Genomic DNA, 24,800 nt, shown 5'->3' with positions numbered 1-24,800 from the left:
GTTCGCGGACACGCGGTTCGCGCTCCCCACTCCCAGGCGCCTCCTGATGCTCTCCGTCCTTCTCGCCGGGCTGCTGTCGCAGACGGCGCCCTCGGTTCCCGCCCGTCAGCAGGGCGTGCCCATTGGCAGGGGCGAAAAGCTGCCCACCGTGCGTCTGAGCGCGCCGTCCGGCGGGTGGACGGTGGACCGGATGCTGCTCATCGAGGGCACGGTGAGCGACCCCACGGTGGATCCGGTGGTCGTCTCCATCAACGGCGACCGCTACCTCATGCGCACGCAGGGTGGCCGGTTCAGCCGGAAGTTCCCGGCGGCCAGCGGCAAGAACATCGTCACCGTGATGGCCACCAACAAGGGCGGCACGGCGCGCACGCAGGCGACGAGCTACGCGCAGGTGCCCCCGGTGCCGCTCAAGGCCATCCTCACGAGCGACACGGACGGCGTCTACACGGACCTGCACATCTACGAGCCCACCGACGCGAGCAGCGCGGGGGACACGCTCGACGTGACGGCGATGGCGCACGTGTACTGGGCGGACACGGACAGCCCGTCCGGCGGCACGTTCTTCCTCAACTCGCAGGGCGGCGACTTCGACCAGCCGGCGTACGGCCCGTATCTCTACATCCACCGCTCGCCGCCCAAGGGCGTGTACCTCATCGCGACGAACTACTGGCCCAGCGGCGACAAGGCGCACACGGTGGCGACGCTCAACCTGGCACTCTTCGAAGGCACGCCGGGCGAGGTCCGCCGCCGCGTGCGCATCCCGCTGGCGACGCCCGGCACCACGCGGGTGCTCGCGTGGGTGAACATCCTGGGCGACGGACAGGCGGAGGTGTACGTGCCCTCCGCGGATCCGAAGCCCAAGGGCGAGCGCTGGCCCACGAACCTGGACGAGGCGCTCAAGGAGCTCCAGGCGAGCGGCGACTCCGGCGAGGGTGAAGGCGGGTACTGAAGGCGGCGTGTCGCCTCGGGTCCGGCCCCTCCCATGCGCGTCCTGATGCTCTTCCTGCTGCTGCATGCCGCGCCGGTGACGCCGGTGGCGGCTGCGTCCCTTCCCACCTCCGAATCCGTTTCGCCGGAGACGCGTGCGCGGCTGTTGCGCCGTGAGGTGGCTCAGGTGGCGCTCGCGCAGGTGCGGGCCCCGGACGCCGCGTGGCAGCCCGCGCAGCGCGACTGCGCGGGCCTCATCCGCTACGCCTACCGCACGGCCTACCGGCGCGTGGCCTCCGAACGTCTCTCCACGCCGCTGTGGAAGAACACGCGCGGCGACCCTTCCGACTTCGCGGACGCGGAGACGCTGCTGGTCCGCAACTTCACCGCGCTGGGGCGGGACACGGCCACGCGCGAAGCGCTGCGCACGGGCGACGTGGTGGCCTTCCGCCAGGAGCACGACGCGGGCCCCGTCTTCCACCTGATGCTCGTGGTGCGCCCGGAGGACCGGGCCCATGCCCCCGCGCGCGTCGTCTACCACCCCGGTGAGGCGGGCGCGTCCGTGCGCACCGGGGTCCTCGAATCGCTCGCCACCGAGGCGCCGCTGGAGTGGCGCCCCGTGCCGGCCAACGCCGCCTTCCTCGGCTTCTTCCGTTTCAAGGAGTGGATGTCATGACGTCTCCCGTGAGCCCGCCGCCGCCCGCCAAGGGCCCGGGCCCTTCGTCCGCCGTGCGCATCGCGCTCGTCGGCGCACTCGTGGTGGGCGTGGGCGTGGGGGCCTTCGTCCTGGGCCGCAGGGGCAGCGGTGGTTCCTCGGGCCCCGCCTTCTCGTCCGGCGAACGCCAGGGGCCGCCGTCCGCGGGCGCCACCGTGGAGGGCATGCCGGAGGTGCCGTCCGAGCCGACGAAGATGGACGTGCCGGGCTCCATCGCCACCGCCGCCATCTGGGTGGACGTGCACGCGCCCGCCAAGGTGCGCGATGCGTTGGCGCGCAACGCGTGGCTGAAGGAGCAGTTGGGCAAGCCGCTGGGCCAGGGCTTCGTGAGCGGATGGGCCGCGTTCATGGGCTCCACCGGCGATGACCTCAAGGCGTCCTTCAAGGGCGCGGTGCTGGACGTGGTGGCGGGCCAGTTGCTGGACGCCCCCTTCCGCACCGTGTGGTTCAGCGGTGACACGCGGGCCGGAACGCCCGCGTTCATCGTCCCCAAGGCGAACAAGAAGTCCCGGGCGGGGTGGGAGGCGTTGGACGCGGTGGCGAAGCGCGGGGAGATGACCGCGGCCAGCTGCCCGGACAGCACGGTGAAGGTGCCCGAGGGCGGCTTCCACCTGTCGCGTTGGCTGGTCGCGGAGCAGCAGTTGTGGGCGGCTCGCACGGAGGACCGGCTGGTGCTCGCGCGGCATCCGGTGGTGGTGCTCCAGGGCCTGTGCACGCCCCTGCCGGAGCTGGAGGCGGACGACGGCGTGGACGTGGAGGTGGGCTTCGATGCAAACGCCTACGGCCGCGAAGCGCAGTTGTTCACCCACGTGCTGGGCCTGGGCGAGGACACGCGATTGCAGTTCGGCGTGGAGGGGGACCGGGTGGTGGGCCGGGGCATCGCGGGCAAGGTGCTGGAGAAGGTGGCGCCGCTCGACAGCGCGCCCCTGTCCGATGACTTGCTGAAGCTGGTGCCGGAGGAGACCCCGGTGCTGCTCGCGTTTCAAATCAAGCTGCCGGAGACGCTGGAGCCCGAAGCGCTGAAGACGTTCTGGACGGAAGGGGGCGAGGGCAAGACGCGCACGCGCCAGGTGGCCCTGGTGTGGACGCCGCGCGGCAACGCCAGACTGGAGCCGGAGCTGGCGCTGCTGTGGGGCCGCGAGGAGGACGCCGCCGGCCTGGAGTCGCTGTTCTCCGGCGGGGCGCGGACCCTGACTCGCGCCACGCTGTGCAAGCACGTCGTGCTGGCCACGAGCGCGGAAGAGGTGGAGCGGCTGAAGAAGGCATGCGAGGGCAGCAGGCCCAACCTGTTGAACGCCGCGGGTCCGGTGGTGACGGGGCTGCGTGCGCCGGCGTCGGTGGTGTTCGGAATCAACACGGGACGGCTGCTCAGCGGGCTCGCGATGGACGGCTACACGTCCGAAGCGCGCGTGGACCGCTCTTCGCCGTTGCCCAAGTCAACGCCGCCGGAAGTCGAAGCGGCCCGTCGAGACCTGGAGTCCCTGCCGTACGTGGGGCTTCGCGGCACGGTGAAGGGCGATGCCCTGGTGCCAGGAGGATTTGGAACATGAAGACGTCGGTGCGTTTCGCGGCCCTGGCCGCGCTCCTGGTGTCCGGCGTGGCGCTGGCCAAGCCGCTCTACATCACCGTGCCCCGCTCCTACGGCAGCGGTGAGCCCGTCGCGGTGGACGTCGCCTTCGAGGACAAGGGCCCCGTGGAGCTGCGCGTGTTGCAGCCCGCGAACCTGGACACCTTCATCCGCGCGCAGGGCGACCTGCGGCGCGCGTACCAGACGCCGCCCACGCTCATCAATCCGGGCCGGGGCCTGAGCCGCGGCCTCAATGCGGTGCGCATGCCGGGCCTCGCGCTGATGGAAGCGCTGAGCCCCTCCTTCCGCGACGAGGTGGGGGATGTCCTGCCGCCGCCTCCTCCGGAGACGTCCTCGGAGGAGCCGCTGGCGAAGGTGGCCGAAGGGCCGGAGAAGCTGGTGGGCGCGCCTCCGGGCTTCACGGTGGTGCGCAGCCAGTGGCTCAACCTGGACCTGGGCGGCGCGGACCGGGACTTCAACGTGCCGGGCTTCGACACGGGCGGCGGTAGCAGCGGCTTCCAGGAGCGCCGCGTGCTGCTGGCCCCGCTGCCTCCGGGCGCCTACGTGCTCCAACTGGTGCAGGGGCGCATCGAGGGGCAGGTGGTGCTCGTCGTCAGCGACGTCACCGTGCAGCTCAAGCAGACCGACGGCCAGGTGCTGGTGCGCGTGGCGGGGCGGGACCAGCAGCCCCGCGCGGGCGCGCAGGTGCAGGTGTACCTGCCCACGGGCAAGGGGCCCACGGGCATGACGGACGACAAGGGCGAGGTGACCCTGGCCGTCACGGAGCCGCGCATCCTGGCGACGGTGTCGTCCGGCAAGGACACGGCCATCGTGGACACGGACTTCTACTCCGCGCTGGCGGTGGCGCCGGACGTGTTCATCTACAGCGACCGGCCCATCTACAAGCCGGGCCATGAGGTGAAGTTCCGGGGGCTCGTGCGGCAGCCGGACACGTTCCTCGCGCGGCTGTTCACGCCGAAGAAGCGCGACGTGCGCGTGAAGCTGGTGTCGCAGGAGGGCCGCGAAATCATCACGCGCGCGGCGGTGGACGAGTTCGGCGCGTTCAACGGCACCATGAAGGTGCCGGACGACCTGGGCACGGGCGTGCTGCGCATCGAGGCGGACCTGGACTCGCAGCCGTACCAAGGTGAGGCGCGCGTGCAGGACTACGTGAAGCCCACGTTCTACCTGGAGGTTCAGTCGGCGTCGGAGACGGTGGTGCCCGGCCAGACGGTGAGCGTCACCGTGCGCGCGCGGCGCTACGCGGGCGGCGTGCCGAAGGGCGCGAAGTACGAGGCCTTCCTCTACCGCAGCCTGCTGGATGCGCCCGCGTGGGTGGACGACGCGGGCAAGGGCGGTCAGGGCAGCGCGGTGACGTACGGCTCGGCGTCCAGCAGTGAGGGCAAGCTGAGCGTGCCGGAGCGGCTGTACTCCTCCGTCGCGGAGCGCGAGGCCACGGACGACCCGTGGTCCAGCGCGAGCGAGTTCGACGCGGAGGGCGAGGCCACGGTGGAGATCGCCGTCCCCGCGCTCAAGCCGGGCGAAGAGCGGCTGCCGTACCGCTACAGCCTCACCGTGCGCGCGCGGGATGATCAGGAGACGTTCGCCAACGGCACCGCCGCCTTCTTCCTGTCGAAGGTGGAGGTGATGGGCGTGGCGCGCTACTCGGACGCGGTGGTGGCCAAGGGCTCGGAGGCGCTGCTGTCCGTGCGCGCCACCACGCTGTCCGGCAAGCCCTACGGCGTCACCACGGGCCAGGTGTCCTTCGTGCTGCGCCGCGCGGACGGCAGCGAGAAGCCGCTGGGCTCGCACGCCTTCACCACCGCGCAGGACGGCACGGTGCGGCAGAAGGTGCCCACCACCGACGTGGGCGCGGTCATCGCGAACGTGACGGTGAAGGACAAGAAGGGCGAGGAATGGACGGGCGAGGAGTCGCTGCTCGTCATCGGCGGCGCGGATGAACCGGTGGCGCAGGTGCCCAACCTCACGCTGGCCTCGCTGTCCGGCACGCTGGCGCCGGGGGACTCCGCGAAGCTGGTCGCGCTGATGCCGGATGGCTGGGGGCAGGGCGGCAAGGACCAGGGCCCGGTGTGGGTGACGCTGACGGGCGCGGGCCTGTACGGCACCACCGTGGTGCCGCTGAAGGGCCGCACGCTGGTGCACGCGTTCCCGGTGGAGAAGCGCTTCGGCAGCGGCGTGTACGCGTCCGTGGCGTACCCCACGGCGACGGGCCGCTGGGAGGAGCGCACGGTGGCGTTCCGCATCGTGCCGAAGGAGCGCACCCTCACCGTGGCGTTGCAGGCGCGCCGCGCGGAAGCGCTGCCACTCACCGAGCAGGTGGTGGACGTGCGCGTCACCGACCACGAGGGCAAGGGCGTGTCCGCGCAGCTGTCCGTGGGCGTGGTGGACAAGGCCGTGTACGCCATCCAGGGCGAGTTCCGCCCGGGCGTGCTGGACTTCTTCTATCCGCCGTCGCGCGACAACGTGACGAGCTTCTATTCGGCGGAGTTCCAGGGGTACGGCTACGGCGAGCAGCTGGCGCGCAAGATGGCCGGGCTGCCGGACCACGCGTTCGCGTCCATCAAGCCGCCCAGCCGTCAGGCGAAGGACCTGGAGAAGGACACCGCGCACTGGGATCCCGCGGTGGTGACGGACCGGGACGGCCGCGCGACGGTGCGCTTCACGCTGCCCTCCAACCAGACGCTGTGGGTGGTGACGGCGGTGGCGGCGGACACGTCCGGGCGCTTCGGTGAAGGCACCTCCGAGTTCGCCACGCGCGGCGGCCTCAACGTCTACGCGGCGCTGCCGCAGTTCCTGCGCGAGGGCGACGAGGCGCTGGCCTCCGTGCGCCTGTCCGCGGGAGCGAAGTCCAAGGGCAGCCAGATGCTGGACCTGCGCATCCAGCCGGGAGGGGCGCTCCAGGCGGAGGCCACCCTCAAGAAGCTGGAGCTGGGAGAGGGCGGCGAGCAGGTGGTGCCGGTGACGCTGCGCGCGTCGAAGACGGGCCCCGCCGAGCTCGCGGTGGACGTGACGGGCGGCAAGGACCCGCTGCGCGACCTGAAGCGCTTCGACGTGGCCCCGGCCTCGGTGGAGGACGCGGTGCAGGTGAGCGCGTGGGGCGGCGGGGCGCTGGCGCTGGAGGCTCCGGACTCCGCGACGCTGACGCGCGTGGAGCTGGTGCTCCAGCCGTCCACGGTGGACGCGGCGCTCACGCAGGTGCGCGAGCTGTTGACGTACCCGTACGGGTGCCTGGAGCAGCTGGTCTCCACGACGGTGCCCAACGTGGCGGTGTTCCAGGTGCTCCAGAAGGCGGGCACGCTGGAGAAGTTGGATCCGGAGTCGCAGGCGCTGCTGGCGGAGGCGCGCAGCCGCTCCGTGCAGGGCACGTCCCGCATCCTGGGGCTCGCGGTGAAGGGTGGCGGCTTCACGTGGTTCGGCGGCTACAGCGAGCCCAGCCTGCCGCTCACGCTCATCGCGCTGGACGGTCTGGCGTACGCGTCCGAGGCGGGGCTGGTGGACCGCGACGACGCGCGCATCGCCGAGAGCGCGAAGTGGCTGGAGGCGCAGGAGGGCCTGCCGACCGAGTACGAGGCCACGCGCGCCTACGTGCTGGCGCGGTTGCAGGGGCCGCGTCAGGCGGCGCGGGTGCGCGCGCTGGTGGAGGGCGCGAAGTCCGGGGACCTGTACCCGCTGGCGCTCGCGGTGCTGGCGGCGGAGAAGGCGGGCGTGATGAAGGAGCCCGCGCTCCAGGCGCGCATCCAGGCGCTGGTGAAGGAGAGCGGAGAGGGCTTCGTGAAGCTCGCGAGCCTCAAGGGTGAAGCGCAGACGTCCGAGGCGTTCTACCGCTTCCCGCTGCGGCGCGTGGGCCTCACCGCCATCACCGCGCACGCGGCGTCGTTCGGTTCGCTGGATGTCACGCGCGCGCGCAAGCGCATCCTGGAGATGCTGAGCGAGCCAGGATTGTCCACCTTCGACCGGAGCACGGCGCTGCTGCATTCGCTGTGGCTGGTGGAGCGCGACGCGAAGGCGTTCAAGGGCATGACGCCGCCGGAGGTGAAGGGTGCATCGTCGCCGGTGACGTTCACGTCGCGCGGCATGGGCCTGGTCGCCACGCTGCCGGCGGGGACTCGCACGGTGGACGTGGGCGGCTTCGACGGCGTGGCCACGCTGCGCGCCGCCGCGACGACGCCGCTCAAGCAGGTGCGGGCGCGCGTGGAGGGCATGTCCGTCAACCGCGCGTACTACGTGCTGCGCGAGGGCGGGAAGGTGAAGCTGGAGCCAGGGGCCACGGTGACGCAGGGCGAAGAGGTCTACGTGGAGCTGACGCTGGACGCGCGCGGGGACAACCGGGCGCGCTCGGCGTACTACGTGGTGGAGGACGCGGTGCCGGCGGGCTTCGTGGCGCTGCAAGAGGACAAGGCCTTCCGCGGTCCGCCGCACTCGCTGCCGCTGGTGCCGGAGGCGCTCAAGCGCCGGCAGTTGGACCCTGCGCAGGCCACGTTCTTCTTCGAGGAGCCGACGTGGTGGAGCGACAGCCCGCGCACGGTGGGCTACGTGATGCGCGCGCAGTTCGCGGGCACGTTCGCCGCGCCGCCGGCCACCATCGAGGACATGTATTCAGCGCGCATCCGGGGCCGCACGGCTTCGGACGTGTTGAAGGTGGTGCCCTCGAAGACGTCCGTGAGCGACCTGTAGCCCATGGGGTGGGCCGTCGCCGTCGCCGTGCTGTTGTCGGCTTCGCCCACCTTCGTCACGCGAGGGGATGTGACGCCGGAAGCGGACCTGCGCAAGGAAGCGCAGGCCGCGTGGACGGCGGTGGAGGCGCAGTACGCGGCGCAGGCGGGCGGCCTTCCGACACGGGCCCCCGCCACCGTGATGCTCCAGAAGGGCCTGGCCCTGCCTCCCGAGCGCAACGCGCAGGGGCGGCCCGGGGTCGTGGAGCTGCGGCAGAACACGCCGGGCGTGATGGACGCGAAGTCGCGCACGGCGCTGCGGCACGAACTGGCGCACCAGCTCCTGTGGTGGGCGTGCCCCGCGTCCAGCGAGGACCGGCTCTTCCATGAGGCGTTCGCGCTGACGGTGAGCGGAGAGCTGTCCGCGTGGCGCGAGGCGCCCTATCAATCGCTGTCGCGCGCGGCGAAGGAGGTGGCGAACGCGCCCCAGGTGGACACGCCCCGGGCGCGCCGGGGACTGGCGCGCATCCTGGGTGAGCACTCGGGGTTTCCCGCCGCGCTGACGCGCCGGTTGCGCCAGTGTCACGACGGGACGCGGTGGGCCTCGCTCCTGTCGGTGGAGGAGCTGGCGGACGTGGCGGTGCTCGCGCCGGAGGCGGCCACGGTGGTGGTGAGCCGGCACTCGGGCGAAGTGCTGTTCGCGGAGGGCGATGTGCGCAGGGCGGTGCCGTATGGCTCCACGCTCAAGCCGTTCCTGTACGCGGCCGGCACGGCGGCGGCTGGAGCCTCTGCGGATTCCGCGTCGCCTCCACTGCTCGCGCCGCGTCCCGGTGTGCAGGAGTGGGCCTGTGGCGAGGGGCTGCCCTCGAAGGTCGATGTACGGCTCGCGCTGCTGCGCTCCTGCAACGGCTACTTCCTGGACTGGGAGGCCACGGGCCGAGCCCCCCGCGCGTTCGGCCGCTGGGGTCCGGTGCTCTCGGCGGTGGGCCTCACCGGCCTGCCCTCGGACATGACGGAGGCCATCGGGCTGCGCTCCGCGCACGGCCTGTCCCCGTGGGGCATGGCGCAGGCGTACCGGTTGCTCGCGGAAGCGCGGCCGGACGTGCTCGCGCTGCTCACCGGCAACGTGGAGGAAGGTACGCTTAGCGGCCTGTCCACGTCGAAGGCGCTGAAGGGCGTGGCCACCAAGACGGGCACGGTGCGCGATGCCGCCAGCCGCCCCCAGTTCGGATGGATCGCCGCCGTGGATGTGGACCTCGTCGTCGTGGCTGTGCGGCCCGGCAAGATGCCCCGGCACTTCGCGGACGAAATCCCCGCGCTCCTCGCCCGTGTGCGGAAACAGACGGCGGGCCTGGAGGCCGCGCGCGTGCAGGTGCTTGGCCTGTTGCCCTCCGCGTCCGTGGAGGCGCGCTGCGCGGGCGCGGGCTTCGCGCTGGAGGACGGCGCCCCACGCCCTGTGTCCACGGACTTCTCGCGCCTGGACGCGCTGACCGCGAAGGGCCCGGCGGTGTGTCTGGGCAGTCCCTGGCGCGTGCGCTTCCCGGACGGTCCCGACGGCGGCCGTGACTACGCGGGCGTCTTCTCCTGGTCCGCGCCGCCTCCCTATCGACCACCTCCAGGCGTGCCCACCACGCCCAGCGCGCTCAAGGCCCGACGCGGCTCGGACTTCGTCTTCCGCACCACGCGCGTGCAGTACACCGCCGGCGTCATCGCCGCCGAGGACGTCACGCTGCAAGGCGAGGCCCGCGTCGCGTTGGCCCGCGTGGTCGCCCACAACGAGCGCCACGCCACGCCCCGACACCCCGGCCGCGCCGTCTGCGACACCACCCACTGTCAGGCCTTCCGGGGCACCGTGCGCATGCGTCCCGAGGAGAGCCGCGCGCTCCAGCTCCCCGCACTCAAGTGGGACGCGTGGCTGACCTTCTCGCAAGGCGGCGACACCCCCTGGCGCGAGTCCCGTCCTCGAGCGCAGGTGGAGTCCCTGCTGGGCACCCGGCTGGTGTCCCTGCGCTTCGAAGCCGGTCGCGTGCGCTACCTGCGCACCGACGGTGAGGCCGGCGCCCCCTACGAGGAAGCGCGCTCGCTGCCATGCGACACGCTGCGCGCGGGCCTCCAGCTTCCCTCCTGCCCCCAGCGCGCGTCCTTCGACGGCCTCCAGGTGCTCTTCGAAGGGCAGGGCCGGGGCCACGGCGAGGGCCTGGATGTCGAAGCCGCCAAGGCCGCCACGGGCCTCTCCAGCGATGTCCTCCTGGAGCGCGCGTATGGCGCGTTCCCCGTCACGTCCCCGGCTCGCTGAAGTCCTCCTGTCGCGAAGGTCTGTCCGCGGGCTGACACGCAATCATCCCGGAGCGCTCGTGCCTGGGGGCGGGGCTGTCGGCCAGGCAGCCCTGGCAACCGCCTTCCCCGTCACCACCTTCCTCCCGTCAAGCATCCATTCGGGCGCAGCACGGGAGGGTTGAACCATGGGCAACAAGAACTGGAAGACGCGGGCGGTGACGGCGGTGGTGATGACGGGCTTGTTGGGCTTCGCGGCCCACGCCGACGACACCATGTCCAAGCAGAACAAGGAGATGGAGAAGCAGGGCAAGGCGGTGGGTGAGGCGGCCTCCAAGCGGGTGAAGTACGTTGGCTCGCTGGCCCTCTTCAACAACCGGCAGATCGAACTGGCGCGCCTCGCGGAAGAGCAGGCGTCGGATCCCCGGGTGAAGGAGTTCGCCACCAAGATCCGCACCGACCACGAGAGCAACAACCAGACGCTGCGCACGTGGGCTGAGAACCAGAAGATGACCATCAGCGCGCTGAGCGACGGCAGCACGTCCGACACGGGCGTGGGCGGCTCCGGCATGCAGCAGGGCTACGAGAAGGGGATGGACCAGGCCGGCGAGAAGCTGGGCAAGAATGTCGACGAGACGAACCGGGAGGTCGCGAAGCTGCGCGAGAAGCAGGGCCCGGAGTTCGACAAGGCCTTCCTGTCGCGCATCGCCGAGGACCAGAAGAAGGGCAACGAGATGCTCAAGAAGGGCCGCGGTGAGTACAAGAACGACGCGACCTTCCTCGCCATCCTGAGCCAGACCGAGGGCGTGGTGTCCGGCCACGAGAAGGAAGCGAAGGAGCTTGAGAAGCAGATGAAGAAGTAGTGCGCGATGTAGCGCGGTGGGCGTCGGGCCACCGGGCCGGTTGACTCGGGCCGGCCCGGCGCCTATCCCCTCGCGGATGCGCAAGGCTCTGGCGAGGGTGTGGTGGGTGGGGCTCACGGGGCTCGGCCTCCTGCTGGGGGCCTGTCAGGCGACCGTGCCGGTGGCCCCCGCTGTTCCCGTCGTGGGCTCCACGCCCGGGGGCCCCTTCGTCGCGGAGGCCCAGGCCCTCTTCGACGGCTGCGTGCCCGTGCCCTCCAGCGCCACGTCCCGCACCTACCGCTGCGGTGGGCTCTCCGTGTGGCTGGACGAACTGACGGGCGTGACCGAAGCGCAGGCCGTGCAGGAGGGGCATGCCCGCGTCCGGGCGCGCCTGGGCCTGAGGCTCACGGAGGTCACGGGGGAGCTGCCGCTCGCGGGCCAGTCGCATCCGTCGCTGCGGTTCTCGAAGTGCGCGGACCTGAAGGGCGCGGAGCCCTGCCGCGCGGGCGGATACCTCACGGCGGTGACGCCCTCCGTGGGACGGGTGCGGCAACTGGGCTGCGTGGCGCGGGACAACGCGCGCGCGGACCTGGGCCGGTGCCTGGAGCTGTTCGCGTACCTCTCCACGAAGGGCAATCCGGAGGGCGACGTACTGTCGCCCTCTTCGCTCATCACTCCGCCCTTCCTGCCGTGGCGGGTCCTGGGTGTGCCGGAGGGCTGTCAGCTCGCGGCCTCGACGACGCGCGCGGGGCGGATCCGCTGTGATGCGTCCACGTTCTCCTGGAGCATCTTCCGACCGGTGCAGCCGGGCACGTCTCAAGTGGAGCGCTGGCACGACCAGAGCGTGGAGGAACTGCGCGACGCGCTTCCTGGAGCCAGTCCCGTGGAGCTGGTGGACTGCTACCTCGAAGGCCAGGCCACGCGGTGTGCCCGCTTCACCGCGCCGTCACCGGACGGTGGCGGTGACGTCGTCGTCTGGACGGGCGGAGTGGACTGGCAGGAGCAGGGCCTGTTCGCCGCGTGCAGCTTCGCCGCCAGGGCCTTCCCCTTTCCAGCCTCCTGCAACGGCGTGTTCGCTCCTCGCTGAAGGGACGTGGCGTCCGTGTTCATCCTGGAAGGCGTGTCCAAGCGCTTCGGTGGGGTGCAGGCCCTGCACCCGCTGACGCTGACGTTGGCGAAGGGCACCACCACGGTGCTCATCGGTCCCAGCGGCTGTGGCAAGTCCACGCTGCTGCGGCTGCTCAACGGCCTCTCGCGGCCCGACACTGGTCGGGTCCTCTTCGACGGTCAGCCCCTGCCCACCGAGGAGGACGCGCTGCTCGCCGTGCGACAGCGTGTGGGCTACGCGCTCCAGGGTGGCGGATTGTTTCCGCACCTCACCGGCGCGCAGAACGTCACGCTGATGGCGCGCCACCTGCGCTGGCCGGAGGCGCGGATCCGTGAACGGCAGGGCGTGTTGATGGACCTGACGCGCTTTCCCGCGGATGCGCTGGAGCGCTTCCCCGGGCAGCTCTCTGGAGGACAGCGGCAGCGGGTGGCGCTGATGCGCGCGTTGATGCTGGATCCGGACGTGCTGCTGCTGGATGAACCGCTGGGCGCGTTGGATCCGCTGGTGCGCCATGACCTCCAGGCGGACCTGCGCGGCATCTTCGAGCGGTTGAAGAAGACGGTGGTGCTCGTCACCCACGACCTGGCGGAAGCGGCCTGGCTGGGGGACAGCATCGTGCTGATGCGCGATGGGCAGGTGGTGCAGCAGGGCACGCTGGACGACCTGGAGTCGCGGCCCGGGGACGCCTTCGTCACGCGGTTCATCCAGGCACAGCGTCCGCTGCCCGTGGGGAGGTCCGGATGACGCGGGCGGGAGTGGTGCTGGCCTTGCTGTTGCTTCTGGGCCTCGGTGCGTGCGCGAAGCCGTCCGGGGAAGGGCCCGCGGTGCGCGTGGGCTCCAAGAAGTTCACCGAGTCCGTCATCCTGGGCGAACTCGTCACGCAGGTGGCGAAGGCTGCCGGAGCCAATGCCACGCATCGCCGGGAGCTGGGCGGGACGACGGTGTTGTGGGAGGCGTTGCGCCGGGGCGAGCTGGACGTGTATCCCGAGTACACCGGCACGCTGCGACAGGAGTTGTTCGCAGGCCGCTCGCTGCCCGACGACGACGCGCTCCGCGAGGCGCTCGCGGCCGAGGGGCTGCGGATGAGCGCGTCGCTCGGCTTCAACGACACGTACGCGCTGGGCATGAAGGAAGCGGAGGCCGAACGGCTGGGCATCCGCCGCATCTCCGATTTGAAGCAGCACCCGGAGCTGCGCGTGGGTTTCAGCAACGAGTTCATGGAGCGGGGCGACGGCTGGCCCGCGCTGCGCGACGCGTACGGGCTGCCCCAGCGAGACGTGCGCGGCCTGGACCACGACCTGGCCTACCGGGGCCTGGAGAGCGGAGCGCTCCAACTCACGGACCTGTACTCCACCGACGCGGAGATCGCGGCCTATGGCCTGCGTGTGCTGGAGGACGACCGGCGCCATTTCCCCGCGTATGACGCCGTGCTGCTGTACCGCGAGGACCTGGAGGCCAGGGCTCCCCAGGCGCTCCAGGCGGTGCGCCGGCTGGAGGGCGCGCTGACGGAAGCGCAGATGGTGAAGCTCAATGCCCGCGCGCGGTTGGAGCGCGTGCCCGAGGCTCGGGTGGCCTCGGACTTCCTCCACGCGAAGCTGGGCCTGTCGACGGAGGTGCGCACGCAGGGCACCGTGTCGCGCATCTGGCAGCGCACGCAGGAGCACCTGTTCCTGGTGGGCGTGTCGCTGCTCGCCGCCATCGCGCTGGCCATTCCGTTGGGCGTCGTCGCCGCGCGCCGTCCCCGGCTGGGGCAGGCGGTGCTGGGCCTGTCCAGCGTCATCCAGACGGTGCCGTCGCTGGCGCTGCTGGTGTTCATGATTCCGCTGTTGGGCATCGGTTCGAAGCCGGCCATCGCGGCGCTGTTCCTCTACAGCCTGCTGCCCATCGTGCGGAATACGACGGCGGGGCTGGGAGGCATCCCGTGGGAGGTGCGCGAGTCCGCGGAGGCGCTGGGTCTTCCGGCGCGAGCGAGGCTGTGGCGTATCGAGTTGCCCATGGCGGCGCCGTCCATCCTCGCGGGCATCCAGACGGCGGCGGTCATCAACGTGGGCACGGCCACGCTGGGCGCGCTGGTGGGCGCGGGCGGCTACGGCCAGCCCATCCTCACCGGCATCCGGTTGGACAACGTGGGGCTCATCCTGGAAGGCGCGGTGCCGTCGGCGGTGCTCGCGCTCGTCGTCAGCGGCCTCTTCGAAGGGGTCGCGCGAGCGATGGTACCCCGGGGGCTGCGCGTGCGGGGATAGGGCCGCGCTACACCGGCTCCACGCGGGACGCGGGGGCAGGGGAAGGTTCAAAGCGCGGCGCATCCTCCGCGAGCCCCGCCGCGCACAGCCGCACCACGCACATCCACACGCAGTCGGCGAGCAGCAGGTGGATGAGCTGCATCGCCACCGGCGCCAGCAGCACCAGGTTGATGATGCCCGCGCACAGCTGCGCGACGTACATGCCGGTGAGCAGCATGGACGCGCGCTTCACCTCCGGCGAGGGCCGCAGCCGGGTCACCCACCGGCCCACCAGCACCAGCAGTGTGCCCAGGCCCACCGCGAACACCGGGTGCAGCACGCGCAGGCGCAAGAGTACGTGCGCCGTCTCCGACATGTCCTGGCGCAGGCCATCCGCGAGGCTCGTCGCGGGGAACAGCGTGTCGCCCAGCGCGGCCACCGCGCCACTGACACCCAGCACGCCCATGCCGGCCACCCCCAGGCCCAGCATCACTGCCACCGTGCCCTGGCCCTTGATCACCATCCGCGCCCGGCCGGCGGCGGCCCACACCACCAGCGTCTGCGCGCCCACGAGGAGGAAGGTGTTGGTCAGGTGCACGCCCATCCACACCGCGCGCCACAGGGACGCGTTCTGGGCCACGTACTTGAGCAGCACGATGCCCGCGCCCACCAGGCCCTCGGTGAGCATGAAGAACAGCGCCCAGCCCGCGGCGTGCCGGGCGGGGTGTCCCTTGGGGACCGCGCGCCGGGACCAGACGTAGAGGGCGACGGCGAGCAGGGTGGCGAGGCCGCTGGTGAGCCGGTGGGTGTACTCGATGAGGGTCTGGAGGGTGGGGGCGCGGGGGATGACCTCGCCGTTGCAGACGGGCCAGTGGTCGCCGCAGCCCGCGCCGGAGCCGGTGGCTCGCACGAACGCGCCCCACAGGATGACGCCCAGTGTGTAGACGAGGACGCCCTGACTGAACCACTGGAAGCGGCGGGACGCGGAGGGATGGGTCATCGTTCCTGAGCAACTACCGCATCCCACCCGGGCGGGCCACCGCGTGGGTCCGCCTGCCTGTCGGCTGCACGCCATGCCCCCAACACCCGGCCTTATGGGGCCGGGCCGGACAGTCCCCAACCCTGGGAGAAGTTGTTAGCGTCACCGCGTGCCCCGAGACCGCGAAGCGCCGCCTGCCTCCCCGTCCTCCCCCGATGCGGCCGAGCGCCTGCGTCGTCTGGAGGCGGCCATCGAGGAGGGCCGGGCCCGCAAGGACGCCGCCCTGGAAGCGTGGGTGCGCCGGATGGGCCGCCTGCCCACCGACAAGGAGCGCGACCGCTGGGAGCGCGAATGGGAGCGGGGCGCGGAGCAGGAGCGTCGCCGGTGGGAGAAGCAGTGGGAGCGCGAGTCGAAGGACGCCCTGCGCCGTGCGGAGCGGCAGTCCAAGCGCGACGCCTACGTCTCCCAGCAGCAGGCGTACCGGAATGCGAAGCGCGCGGAGAAGGAGGCCCGTGACGCGGCTTCGCGCAACCCGGTGGTGGGCGTGGGCCAGCTCATCGTGGCGCTGGCGTGCGTGGCCACCGTGGTCCGCTTCCCTCACCAGTACTGGTGGCTGCTGTTCGTGGCGTTCGGGTTCTTCAAGGGAGCGGCGAAGCACCTGCGTGTGCACAACAACCCGCTCTTGACGCGCGTGGAGGAGCCGGAGGCCCCGGTGCTGCCCGTCGCGCCGAAGGTTCCCGAGGCGCCGAAGGATCCGCGCCTCGTCCGCGTGGATGCGGTGTGCGACAAGCTGCTGGCGGAGTTCCGTGCGGCGCCGGGTGTGTTGCAGGAGTTCGTGCGCGCGCCCGACCGCACCGTGCAGGACCTGCGCAAGAGCTGCCACGAACTCCTCCGCCGCGAGCGGGAGCTGCGCACGGTGGCGACGCCGGAGGACGTGCAGCGGCTGGGCGAGGAGCGCAAGAAGCTGGAGACGCGCTGGGCCTCGGAGGAGGACAGCGTGGTGCGTGACCGGCTGCGCGCGGCGTTGCAGGTGTTGGATGAACAGGTGCGCCAGCGCGCGGAGCTGACCCGTGCGGCGGACCGCCTGGAGGCCGAGTACACGCGGCTGGCCTACACGTTGGAGAACCTCTACGCGCAGGTGGTGCGGGCGCGCTCGGCGGATACGTCGGACGCGGACGTGGCGGGCGCGGGCCTGCGCCGCAGCGTCGAGCAACTGGGCGCGGAGGTGGACGCCGTCACCGAAGCGCTGGAAGAGGTGCACGGCGCGCCCATGGATGGACGGGTGCGCACGCGCTGAATTCGGGCTGCTACTCGGCCGCTACTCGGCCGCGTGCTTCGTCGGGGGCGCGCCGCCGGACGGTCCGGAGATGCGCACCGTCTTCGCGTTGACGAACTCACGGATGCCCAGGTCCGCCAGCTCGCGGCCATGGCCCGAGTGCTTCACGCCGCCGAAGGGCAGCCGCGCGTCGGACGCGACGAGCGCGTTGACGAACACCATGCCAGCCTCGATGCCGTCGATGAAGCGGCGCTGTTCGGCGGCGTCCTGTGTCCACACGCTCGCGCCCAGGCCGAACGGGGTCGCGTTGGCCAGCTCCACGGCGTGCTCCAGGTCGCGGGCGCGCAGCAGCGTGGCCACCGGGCCGAAGAGCTCGTCGTGGAACGCGGGTGCCTGGGGCGGCGGGTCGGCCAGCACGGTGGGCGGATAGAAGTTGCCGGGGCCACCCTGGGGCTTGCCGCCCAGGAGGAGCCGGGTGCCGGCCTTCACGCTCGCCTGCACCTGGGCGTGCAGGCCCTCCAGGATGCCGGGCGTCGCGAGCGGCCCGACGTCCGTCTTGGGGTCCATCGGGTCACCGACGACCATGGTCTTCATGCGCTCCACGAAGCGGTGCTCGAACTCCTTGGCGATGGGCTCCGCGATGATGAAGCGCTTGGCGGCGATGCAGGACTGGCCGTTGTTGATGAGGCGCGCGGACACGGCGGTCGCCACGGCCTTGTCCAGGTCCGCGCTGGGCATGACGATGAACGGGTCGCTGCCGCCCAGCTCCAGCACGACCTTCTTGATGGCCTTGCCGGCGGCGGCGCCCACCGCTCGGCCCGCGCCCTCGCTGCCGGTGAGCGTCACGGCCTTCACGCGCGGATCCTCGATGACGCGGTTCACCTCCGAGGTCTCGATGAACAGCGATTGGAAGGCGCCCTCGGGGAAGCCCGCGTTGAGGAACACTTCCTCCAGCGCGAGCGCGCACTGGGGCACGTTGCTCGAGTGCTTGAGCAGGCCCACGTTGCCGGCCATGAGGGCAGGGGCGGCGAAGCGGACGACCTGCCAGAAGGGGAAGTTCCACGGCATGATGGCGAGCACGGCGCCCAGGGGCTGGTAGCGGACGAAGGCGGTGTCGCCATCCACGTCGATGGGCACGTCGCGAAGCAGCTTCTCCGCGCGGGTGACGTAGTAGCGGCATGCGGTGGCGCTCTTGATGGATTCAGCCTTCGCGGCCTCCAGCGGCTTGCCCATCTCTTCCGTCATGAGGCGGCCGAAGCGGTCGGCCTCCATCTCCAGGATTTCGGCGGCGCGGCGCATCCACCGGGCGCGGTCCGCGAAGGACGTCTCGCGGTAGGCGCGGAACGTGTCCGCAGCCCGTTGCAGCTTGCGCTCCAGTTCCTCGGACGAGAGCGCGTCGAAGGTGCGCAGCGTCTTGCCCGTGGTGGGGCTGATGGTGGCGATGGCCATGTGCGGGTGCCTCCAGGTGAGAGCGTCCCCGGGTGATAGCAGCCCCTTCGCCGCTGACAACGCCGACCGCGCTCGAGCGTACGCCCCAGGACGTGTGCTCAGGACTTCAGGATGACAGGCGACAACGCATCCGACTGGAGCGCCGAGATGAAGGCGCCGAGGTTATCGGCCAGGAGGTGGAGGTTGTTCTCGCCCACCGGGGCATGCGCGTCCCAGTAGAAGACCTTGCCCGTTTCGGCTCCGGCCACCGACAGGCAGAGCTTGTCCGCGCCTTCGGTTGTCGCGATGGGGAGCAGTCCGGGCGGAATGCGCTCCTGGAAGACCTCCAGGTTCCAGTCGAGGTTGCAGGACTCGACGGAGTCATTCAGCCCGAAGAACAGGTGGATCCTTCCGCGCGGGTTCCCCTTCAATCCGTGGATCTGGAAGAGATCGCGCTCCGGTCTTCCGCCATTGGTGGCCAGCAGGAACGCTCGAAGCGTGTGTGGGAGCTTGAACCCGTACCTCTGTTCAAATGAACCGAGGTCGTCCTCGCTCAGCGACGGTCCGCCCTCGGTTGTTCGCACCAGCTGAGCCATCATGGACCTCCTGAGAAGCCGCCTGTATGCCCTGTCCGGGCGTGGATGGCTGTAGGAACCAGCTGCAGGGTCGTCCGGTCCTGATGGTGATGCCAGGTCATTCCCTTGGGCGTCTCTCTCAGGCCTGCTGCCTTGTTCGCGGCAGCAAAATCTCCAGCTCGAGAGCCGGTGTATTCAAGCTTCACCTCGGCCTTGACGACCCCTGCTGCCTTGAAGTCAGGGTACCCTTCAGCATCGAAGGGAACGCCCGTCACTGGGTGACGTTGACCCGCGAGATGCGCGTTCCGGATGGGCGTGTCGGGCGCGGATCCATTCGTGGAAGAGCCCTCTCTGCTCCCGCCCCGTCCTGCTGCGGTCTTCGTCGGAGGAGTTCTTGTCCGTCCTTGGTTCGCCTCCGCCAACAGGGCTTGCGCCTTCGCCGCGTTGCCCCGGGCTTCATACAGCGCAAGGACTCCTGCCTCACCCCATTCGGCCGCGATGTAGGCGTTCTCTCGACTGGCACGGAGGTAGTTGATCAAGTCGCGGGCGGCGTCGATTCCCAGCCGCTCTTCGAGGCCTCCCAACACCGCTTTCAATCCATCCAGATCGAGCACCGACTTCTGGAGTCGCGAGCCGCCGCCAGGTCCAGGGCGCGGCGCCTGGAGAAGGGCACGCGCGCCCTTGCTGCCTGAGTACAGCGCGACCATCAGCGCCGCCGGTGCCAGCTCACGTGTGGCCTGCTCATATCTTCCTGCTGCCAGCGAGGTCGCCCCGTGAGCCGTTCCTTCCACGAGATGGAAGAAGCCCAGCGGCACGCCAAACGTCAGGTGATCGAAGCTCCCCGACGCTACGCTGGCCGGCGAGAAGTGCCGCTCCATGAGAGACCGTTCCACTTCATCAAGCGCCTGCCTGTAGGGAGAAGGAAGCTGTCTGTGCTTCGCGGAAAGGTCCAGATAGCGGGCCCCTGAACTCATCTCGCTGCTGGAAAGTGCATCCCGGCCGGCTCGACCCAGACCTCGGAAGACATCACCGGTTCGCTCGGCACGCTCTGGGTGTTCCTCAAGCATCATGCCTCGCTGGCGCAACTGCTCGCGGGCCGTGGGCATGGCGCCCAGCGTCTCCGCGAGTTGTTTGTCCCGGGCCAGCAGGTCGAGCACGGCGCGCAGCTCGTCATCGAACGCGGAGTGGATGATGAAGAGGGCGAAGACCTCACTCCTGGCCACGCCGAAGCGTTCCGTGCCGCTGACGAGAAAGGCCGCGCGTTTTCGGTTGAGGACCCTGGCAGCCTTTGCGTTCAGAGGTCCCAGGGCCCCGAGTCGGACGGCGTCCCAGTCGTTCATGGACTCCACCAGCCGAGGCATGTCCAGACCCCGCTGCATGGCAACGAATGCCGCGGGCGATGCGCATGTCAGGAAGGGCGCCAGTACCTCCTCGCTGGAGTCCAGGTCGGGCCAGTCGAGAGGCAACTCCTGACCACGACAGTCTGTGGTGACTGCATCGCCTGAGCCCTGGGTCGCCCATGAACTGTCAGGGTCGGATCCCAGCGGGGATGTGACACAGCTCGTGGTCAGTAGCGCGAGGCACGCCAGTACCACCCACCTGGGCTGGGGTGCCCACTGTCTCCTCTCACGCATCTGGATTCCCGGATGAAGGACGGTGCGAACGTTCCTGGGTGATAGCAGTCCAGTCTCTGAATGCCATGACCGAACGATGACGGAACCACCGGCTGCCCACGGCCAACGCTTTCCCGCGTCCGTGGTCCCATCGCGTCTGGTTCGCAAGGACGCGGAGGCTGTGCATGGGAATGGCCGTGGGAGGCAGGGGTGGAGTGAAGGCCGACATCAACGTCACTCCGCTGGTGGACGTGGTGCTGGTGCTGCTGATCATCTTCATGGTGGGTGCCCCCATGGATGAACAGGGCAAGGACGTCCCCCTCCCCGCCGCCGCGCAGGGAGAGCACCGCGACACCCCGCCGGAGCCGCTCATCTTCTCCCTCACCGCCGACAAGGCACTGTTCGTCGGGACGGAGGCGCTCCCGGATGCCTCGCGCTTCCAGGACCGCATGCGAGAGGAACTGCTCGCACACCCCGAGCGTCGCCTGCTCCTCAAGGCGGACGAAACGCTGACGTGCGGCGACGTGCTCGAGGTCCTCCAGCGTTCGCGTGACGCGGGAGCCTTGAAGGTGTCGCTGGGCGTCGCCGTGAAGAAGTCGAACTGAGGGCCTGCCGCCATGCGCTCCAAACGCCAGTTCCTGGTGAAGCCGCAGTCCGCCCTCCAATCCGACATCAACGTCACGCCGCTGGTGGACGTGGTGCTGGTGCTACTCATCATCTTCATGGTGGTGACGCCGCTGATGCGCCGCGAACTCATGCTCCAGCTCCCCTCGGCGGAGGCCGCCCCCTCCAACGTCCCACCTTCGAAGGAGCTGGCCCCGGGCCTCGTGCGTCTCACGGCGGAGGGGACCCTGCTCCTGGAAGGGGAGGCCGTGAGCGAAGCGGACTACGTGCCGCGCCTGCGCCGCTTCCTGGAGGCCCGTCCCCGCGGCCAGCGCGGCCTGTTCTTCCAGCCCGACGCCCGTGCGCCATATGCGCGGCTGGTGGTGGCGCTCGATGGAGCGAAGGCCGCCGGGGCGGAAGGGCTGGGCCTCGCGGTGGAATCCCACTGAGCAGGCCCTGGGACCTGGAGCCTGTCCGACACTCCCGCGCGAATGCCGGTGGCGGGCCCCGGGTCCACGTCCTATGTCACGGCCATGTTACGCGGGCCGTGGCGGTGGTTGTCGGGTTGGGACGTGATGGTGACGCGGCCGCTGGCGCTGCTGTTGCTGGTGGCGGCGTGCGTCCTGGGGTTCGTTGCCCTCTCCGACGAGGTGCATGAGGGCGAAACCCAGGACATCGACGAGCGCATCGTGCGCTCCCTGCGCCGCGAAGAGGACCCCGCGATGCCTCGGGGCCCGTGGTGGCTCGCGGAGACGGCCCGGGACGTGACGTCGCTGGGTGGCGTGCCCGTGCTGTCGCTCATCACCGTGGCCGTGTGCGGCTTCCTGCTGGTGGCCCGTCGCTACCGCACGTCCCTGTTCGTCTTCAGCGCGACGGTGACAGGGTGGCTGCTCAACGCAGTGCTGAAGAACCTCTTCCACCGTCCCCGGCCCTCGATCGTGCCCCACCTCACCGAGACCCTGTCCACCAGCTTTCCCAGCGGCCACGCGATGCTGTCCGCCATCACGTACCTCACCCTGGGCGCGCTCCTGGCCCAGTTCGCCGAACAGCGGCGCGTGAAGGTCTACATCCTATCCGTGGCCCTGCTGCTCTCCGTGCTGGTGGGCTGCACTCGCGTGTACCTGGGCGTGCACTACCCCACCGACGTGCTGGGCGGTTGGGTGGCCGGCCTCGCCTGGTCCCTGCTCGTCACCGTGGCCGCCCGGAGCGTGCGCCGCAGAAGCCCCGCGCTGCGCGAAGAGGCCCGGCGCCCGGTGCCATGAGGCTTGCGCCAATGCCTCCCTCGGATGAAGAAAGAGCCCCCACCTCCGCCCCCTGGCGCGTAGGGTCCGGGTCCTCCGTGTCTTCCTCCCAATCACAGCCCCGCCGTTCGCTTCCGCCCACGAGGCGCGGATGATCCAGGGCTGGCTGTGGCGAATGGGCCTGGGCCGAGGCCGCGTCCACGTCTTCTACGACGAGGCGTACCGCCTGCCCCTGTCCGGCATCGAGTCCTCCGTGGGCATCGAGCCGCGCAGCACCGACTTCACCACCTGGTACCTGTTGGAGTCCGGCGTGGTGCGCGCCGCGGACGTCCGTCACCCCGTGCCGGTGTCCTACGCGCAGCTCGCGCGCGTGCACGAAGCCCGCTACCTGGAGTCCCTCTCAGACCCGGCCACGCTCGCGCGCATCTACGCCACCGACCCGTCGGAGGTCCCCGTGGACGCGCTCCTGGACTCGGTGCGCCTCGTGTGTGGCGGCACCCTCGGCGCGGCCCGGCTGGCCGTCGCGCGCCAGGGCCCCGTGGTCAATATGGCCGGCGGTTTCCATCACGCGCGGCCGGAGCGGGGCGGCGGCTTCTGCACCGTCAACGACATCGCCGTGGCCGTGGCGGACCTGCGCGCCGCGGGCTTCGACGGCTCCGTGGCCGTGCTGGACCTGGACGCGCACCCGCCGGACGGCACCGCCGCGTGTCTGGCCGGCCAGCCGAAGGTGTGGATCGGCTCCGTGTCCGGCAGCGACTGGGGGACCCTGCCCCCGGGCGTGGACGAGACGCGCGTGCCGGACGGCTGCGACGACGCCACCTATGTGCAGAAGGTGAAGGACCTGCTGTCACGCATGCCCGCGTCCGACCTCACCTTCGTCATCGCCGGGGGCGACGTGCTGCGCGGGGACCGCTTCGGGCGCGTGGGCATCACGCTCGCGGGCGCGCGCAAGCGGGATGTGGCCATCGCCTCCGCGCTCCGGGGCCGCGCCAGCGTGTGGCTGCCCGGCGGTGGCTACCACGCTGAATCCTGGAAGCTGTTCGCGGGCACGGTGCTGGTGCTCGCGGGCCTGGGCCACCAGCGCATCACCGCGCGCTACGACCCCCTGAGCGCGCGCTTCCGGCGCATCGCCCACCTGCTCACCCACGAGTCGGGCTCCGGCTCCGGACTCGCGCCCGGCGAGGAGCCCATCACCCTGGAGGACCTGGAGGGCCCGCTGCGGCTGGGCCCCGAGGTGCAGCCGCGCGTGCTGGGCCACTACACCGCGCAGAGCATCGAGTACGCGCTCTTCCGCTACGGCCTGCTCTCATACACGGAGCGCCTTGGCTACAGCCGCCTGCGCGTGGAGGTGTCCTCCACCGGCGGCACCGGCGACCGCATCATGGTGCTGGGCCACGCGGGCGGACGCGAACACCTGCTGTCGGACGCGGTGCTGGAGAAGAAGGTCCTCCAGGGGGAGACCTTCCTCTTCGCCAACTGGCTGAGCCTGCGCCACCCGCGCGCGCGCTTCAGCGACACGCGCCCGCAGCTCCCCGGCCAGGACGTGCCCGGCCTGGGCCTGTCGCGCGAGACGACGGAGGTGCTGCTCACCATGGCCCAGCGCCTGGACCTCGCGGGGCTGGCCTTCCGGCCCATGTGGTACCACCTGGCCTTCGTCGCCCGGAGCCGCTTCCGCTTCTCCACCCCGGAGCGTCAGGGCCGCTTCGAGGCGCTGATGCGCGACCTCGCCGGGCTGCCCCTCGTGGAGGCCACCCGCGCCGTCGCCGAGGGGCGCGTGCGCCTGGAAGGCCAGCCGTACCCGTGGGAGCCGGACGACATGCTCTGCCGCCTGCAACCCGTGCCCATGGACGCGGACGCCGTGGCGAAGGAGCGCGAGCGCTGCCACTTCACCGTGGAGCCCGCCGCTTCCTGACACCCACCCGTGCCGTGGTAGTCAGGGCCCGTGGATCTCCAAGCGCAACGCCGCCAACAACACAAGCTGCGGTTGTCCTGGATGCCGTGGCTCTACTTCGTCCTCAAGCCGCGCCACCATGAGTGGGCACACGCGTGGCAACGCGAGGTGCAGGACCTGCTGCGTGAACTGGAAACCGTGGAGATCGCCGAAGGGTGCTTCATCGCCCCGGAGGCGCGCATCTTCGCGGAGCCCGGCCGCACCGTGCGCATCGGCCCCGGGTGCAGCATCGCCGCGGACGTCTTCGTGCACGGCCCGGTGGAGCTGGGGCCCAACGTCAGCCTCAACGCCCGCGTCAGCCTGGATGGTGGCGTGGCCGGCATCCGCATCGGGGAGGGCACCCGCATCGCCAGCGGCGCCACGCTCTATGCCTTCGACCATGGGCTCGCGCCGGACCGCCCCGTGCGTGGGCAGCCCGTCACGTCGAAGGGCATCGTGATCGGTCAGGACGTCTGGGTGGGCGCCAACGCCGGAATCACCGACGGCGTCACCGTGGGCGACCACGCAGTGGTCGGCATGGGCGCCATCGTCACCCGCGATGTGCCCCCCTGGGCCATCGTCGGAGGCGCGCCTGCCCGCCTGCTCGGTGACCGCCGCCAGCGGCCTCGCTCAGGAATCACGGGGGGTTGGGATCCTCCGGATACTGAGGGGAATCCCTGAGTACAGGGTGGGTCCATTGACTTTGAAACATTCGAGCGACTTATGCTTCGGTTCGCGGTGAAACGGAGAGGGGACCGTTGCCCGGGCGAACCGGGTGGGTTGTCCTCTTATTCATGTATTGGTCCGTTTCATCCGTGGAGGAGGCC

The 24,800-nt window shown here is 70.8% G+C and carries 19 protein-coding genes; 15 read left to right on the top strand and 4 right to left on the bottom strand.

From position 1 onward, the window contains the following. The first annotated feature begins 46 nt into the window (after window positions 1-46). The 9 genes from OV208_RS34895 (at window position 47) to OV208_RS34855 (ending at window position 14,349) form a co-directional block, all read left to right on the top strand. Complete coding sequence (locus tag OV208_RS34895; protein ID WP_267578252.1) at window positions 47-949, top strand: DUF2135 domain-containing protein; 903 nt, start codon at window positions 47-49, stop codon at window positions 947-949. Between the two features lie 33 nt (window positions 950-982). After that, the gene (locus tag OV208_RS34890; protein ID WP_267578251.1) at window positions 983-1,603 is read left to right on the top strand and encodes a DUF1175 family protein; all 621 of its coding nucleotides are present in this window, start codon (window positions 983-985) and stop codon (window positions 1,601-1,603) included. After that, window positions 1,600-3,192 carry a hypothetical protein gene (locus OV208_RS34885; RefSeq protein WP_267578250.1) on the top strand — a complete coding sequence of 531 codons (1,593 nt, stop codon included), beginning with the start codon at window positions 1,600-1,602 and terminating at the stop codon, window positions 3,190-3,192. Before OV208_RS34890 ends, OV208_RS34885 begins: the two co-directional genes overlap by 4 nt. Further along, complete coding sequence (locus tag OV208_RS34880) at window positions 3,189-7,904, top strand: MG2 domain-containing protein (RefSeq protein ID WP_267578249.1); 4,716 nt, start codon at window positions 3,189-3,191, stop codon at window positions 7,902-7,904. The genes OV208_RS34885 and OV208_RS34880 overlap by 4 nt, the downstream gene beginning before the upstream one ends. A gap of 3 nt (window positions 7,905-7,907) precedes the next feature. Beyond that, window positions 7,908-10,178, top strand: a complete 2,271-nt coding sequence (locus OV208_RS34875) for a SpoIID/LytB domain-containing protein (protein ID WP_267578248.1) — start codon at window positions 7,908-7,910, stop codon at window positions 10,176-10,178. 166 nt (window positions 10,179-10,344) lie between these two features. After that, a complete protein-coding gene (locus OV208_RS34870) occupies window positions 10,345-11,019 on the top strand; it encodes a DUF4142 domain-containing protein (RefSeq protein WP_267578247.1) in 675 nt (224 codons plus the stop codon). Between the two features lie 76 nt (window positions 11,020-11,095). Continuing rightward, window positions 11,096-12,085 (top strand): hypothetical protein, encoded by a 990-nt coding sequence (locus OV208_RS34865; protein WP_267578246.1) that lies wholly within the window; start codon window positions 11,096-11,098, stop codon window positions 12,083-12,085. Between the two features lie 15 nt (window positions 12,086-12,100). After that, window positions 12,101-12,850, top strand: a complete 750-nt coding sequence (locus tag OV208_RS34860) for an ATP-binding cassette domain-containing protein (RefSeq protein WP_267578527.1) — start codon at window positions 12,101-12,103, stop codon at window positions 12,848-12,850. Continuing rightward, window positions 12,847-14,349, top strand: coding sequence for a glycine betaine ABC transporter substrate-binding protein (locus tag OV208_RS34855; RefSeq protein ID WP_267578245.1), 1,503 nt, complete (start codon window positions 12,847-12,849; stop codon window positions 14,347-14,349). Before OV208_RS34860 ends, OV208_RS34855 begins: the two co-directional genes overlap by 4 nt. 7 nt (window positions 14,350-14,356) lie before the next feature. On the opposite strand, the gene OV208_RS34850 is transcribed toward OV208_RS34855, so the two are convergent. Continuing rightward, the gene (locus OV208_RS34850) at window positions 14,357-15,328 is read right to left on the bottom strand and encodes a COX15/CtaA family protein (RefSeq protein ID WP_267578244.1); all 972 of its coding nucleotides are present in this window, start codon (window positions 15,326-15,328) and stop codon (window positions 14,357-14,359) included. Window positions 15,329-15,476: 148 nt separating this feature from the next. On the opposite strand from OV208_RS34850, the gene OV208_RS34845 reads away from it, so the two are divergent. Continuing rightward, window positions 15,477-16,604 carry a hypothetical protein gene (locus OV208_RS34845; protein WP_267578243.1) on the top strand — a complete coding sequence of 376 codons (1,128 nt, stop codon included), beginning with the start codon at window positions 15,477-15,479 and terminating at the stop codon, window positions 16,602-16,604. A 21-nt stretch (window positions 16,605-16,625) separates the two neighbouring features. Here OV208_RS34845 and OV208_RS34840 read toward each other — a convergent pair whose 3' ends face one another. The 3 genes from OV208_RS34840 to OV208_RS41285 form a co-directional block, all read right to left on the bottom strand. Further along, window positions 16,626-18,032, bottom strand: coding sequence for an NAD-dependent succinate-semialdehyde dehydrogenase (locus tag OV208_RS34840; protein ID WP_267578242.1), 1,407 nt, complete (start codon window positions 18,030-18,032; stop codon window positions 16,626-16,628). 98 nt (window positions 18,033-18,130) lie between these two features. Further along, entirely contained in the window at window positions 18,131-18,610 is a 480-nt protein-coding gene (locus OV208_RS34835) for an SMI1/KNR4 family protein (RefSeq protein ID WP_267578241.1), read from the bottom strand. Next, the gene (locus OV208_RS41285; protein WP_324291441.1) at window positions 18,607-19,947 is read right to left on the bottom strand and encodes an HNH endonuclease; all 1,341 of its coding nucleotides are present in this window, start codon (window positions 19,945-19,947) and stop codon (window positions 18,607-18,609) included. Before OV208_RS41285 ends, OV208_RS34835 begins: the two co-directional genes overlap by 4 nt. A gap of 467 nt (window positions 19,948-20,414) precedes the next feature. On the opposite strand from OV208_RS41285, the gene OV208_RS34820 reads away from it, so the two are divergent. From OV208_RS34820 to OV208_RS34800, 5 genes are all read left to right on the top strand, one after another. Continuing rightward, window positions 20,415-20,804 carry a biopolymer transporter ExbD gene (locus OV208_RS34820; protein WP_324291440.1) on the top strand — a complete coding sequence of 130 codons (390 nt, stop codon included), beginning with the start codon at window positions 20,415-20,417 and terminating at the stop codon, window positions 20,802-20,804. A gap of 12 nt (window positions 20,805-20,816) precedes the next feature. Next, window positions 20,817-21,251: an ExbD/TolR family protein gene (locus OV208_RS34815; protein ID WP_267578239.1), complete on the top strand. Its 435-nt coding sequence runs from the start codon at window positions 20,817-20,819 to the stop codon at window positions 21,249-21,251. An 84-nt stretch (window positions 21,252-21,335) separates the two neighbouring features. Then, complete coding sequence (locus OV208_RS34810; RefSeq protein WP_267578238.1) at window positions 21,336-22,064, top strand: phosphatase PAP2 family protein; 729 nt, start codon at window positions 21,336-21,338, stop codon at window positions 22,062-22,064. Between the two features lie 130 nt (window positions 22,065-22,194). Further along, window positions 22,195-23,955, top strand: a complete 1,761-nt coding sequence (locus OV208_RS34805; protein ID WP_267578237.1) for a histone deacetylase — start codon at window positions 22,195-22,197, stop codon at window positions 23,953-23,955. Between the two features lie 30 nt (window positions 23,956-23,985). Then, window positions 23,986-24,654 carry an acyltransferase gene (locus OV208_RS34800; protein ID WP_267578236.1) on the top strand — a complete coding sequence of 223 codons (669 nt, stop codon included), beginning with the start codon at window positions 23,986-23,988 and terminating at the stop codon, window positions 24,652-24,654. Window positions 24,655-24,800: the final 146 nt, after the last annotated feature.

The organism is Corallococcus sp. bb12-1, from assembly GCF_026626765.1.
In the GTDB taxonomy this organism is placed as follows: domain Bacteria; phylum Myxococcota; class Myxococcia; order Myxococcales; family Myxococcaceae; genus Corallococcus; species Corallococcus terminator.
Note: the sequence above shows the minus strand (reverse complement) of the source record. Positions and strands in the feature narration are given on the sequence as shown.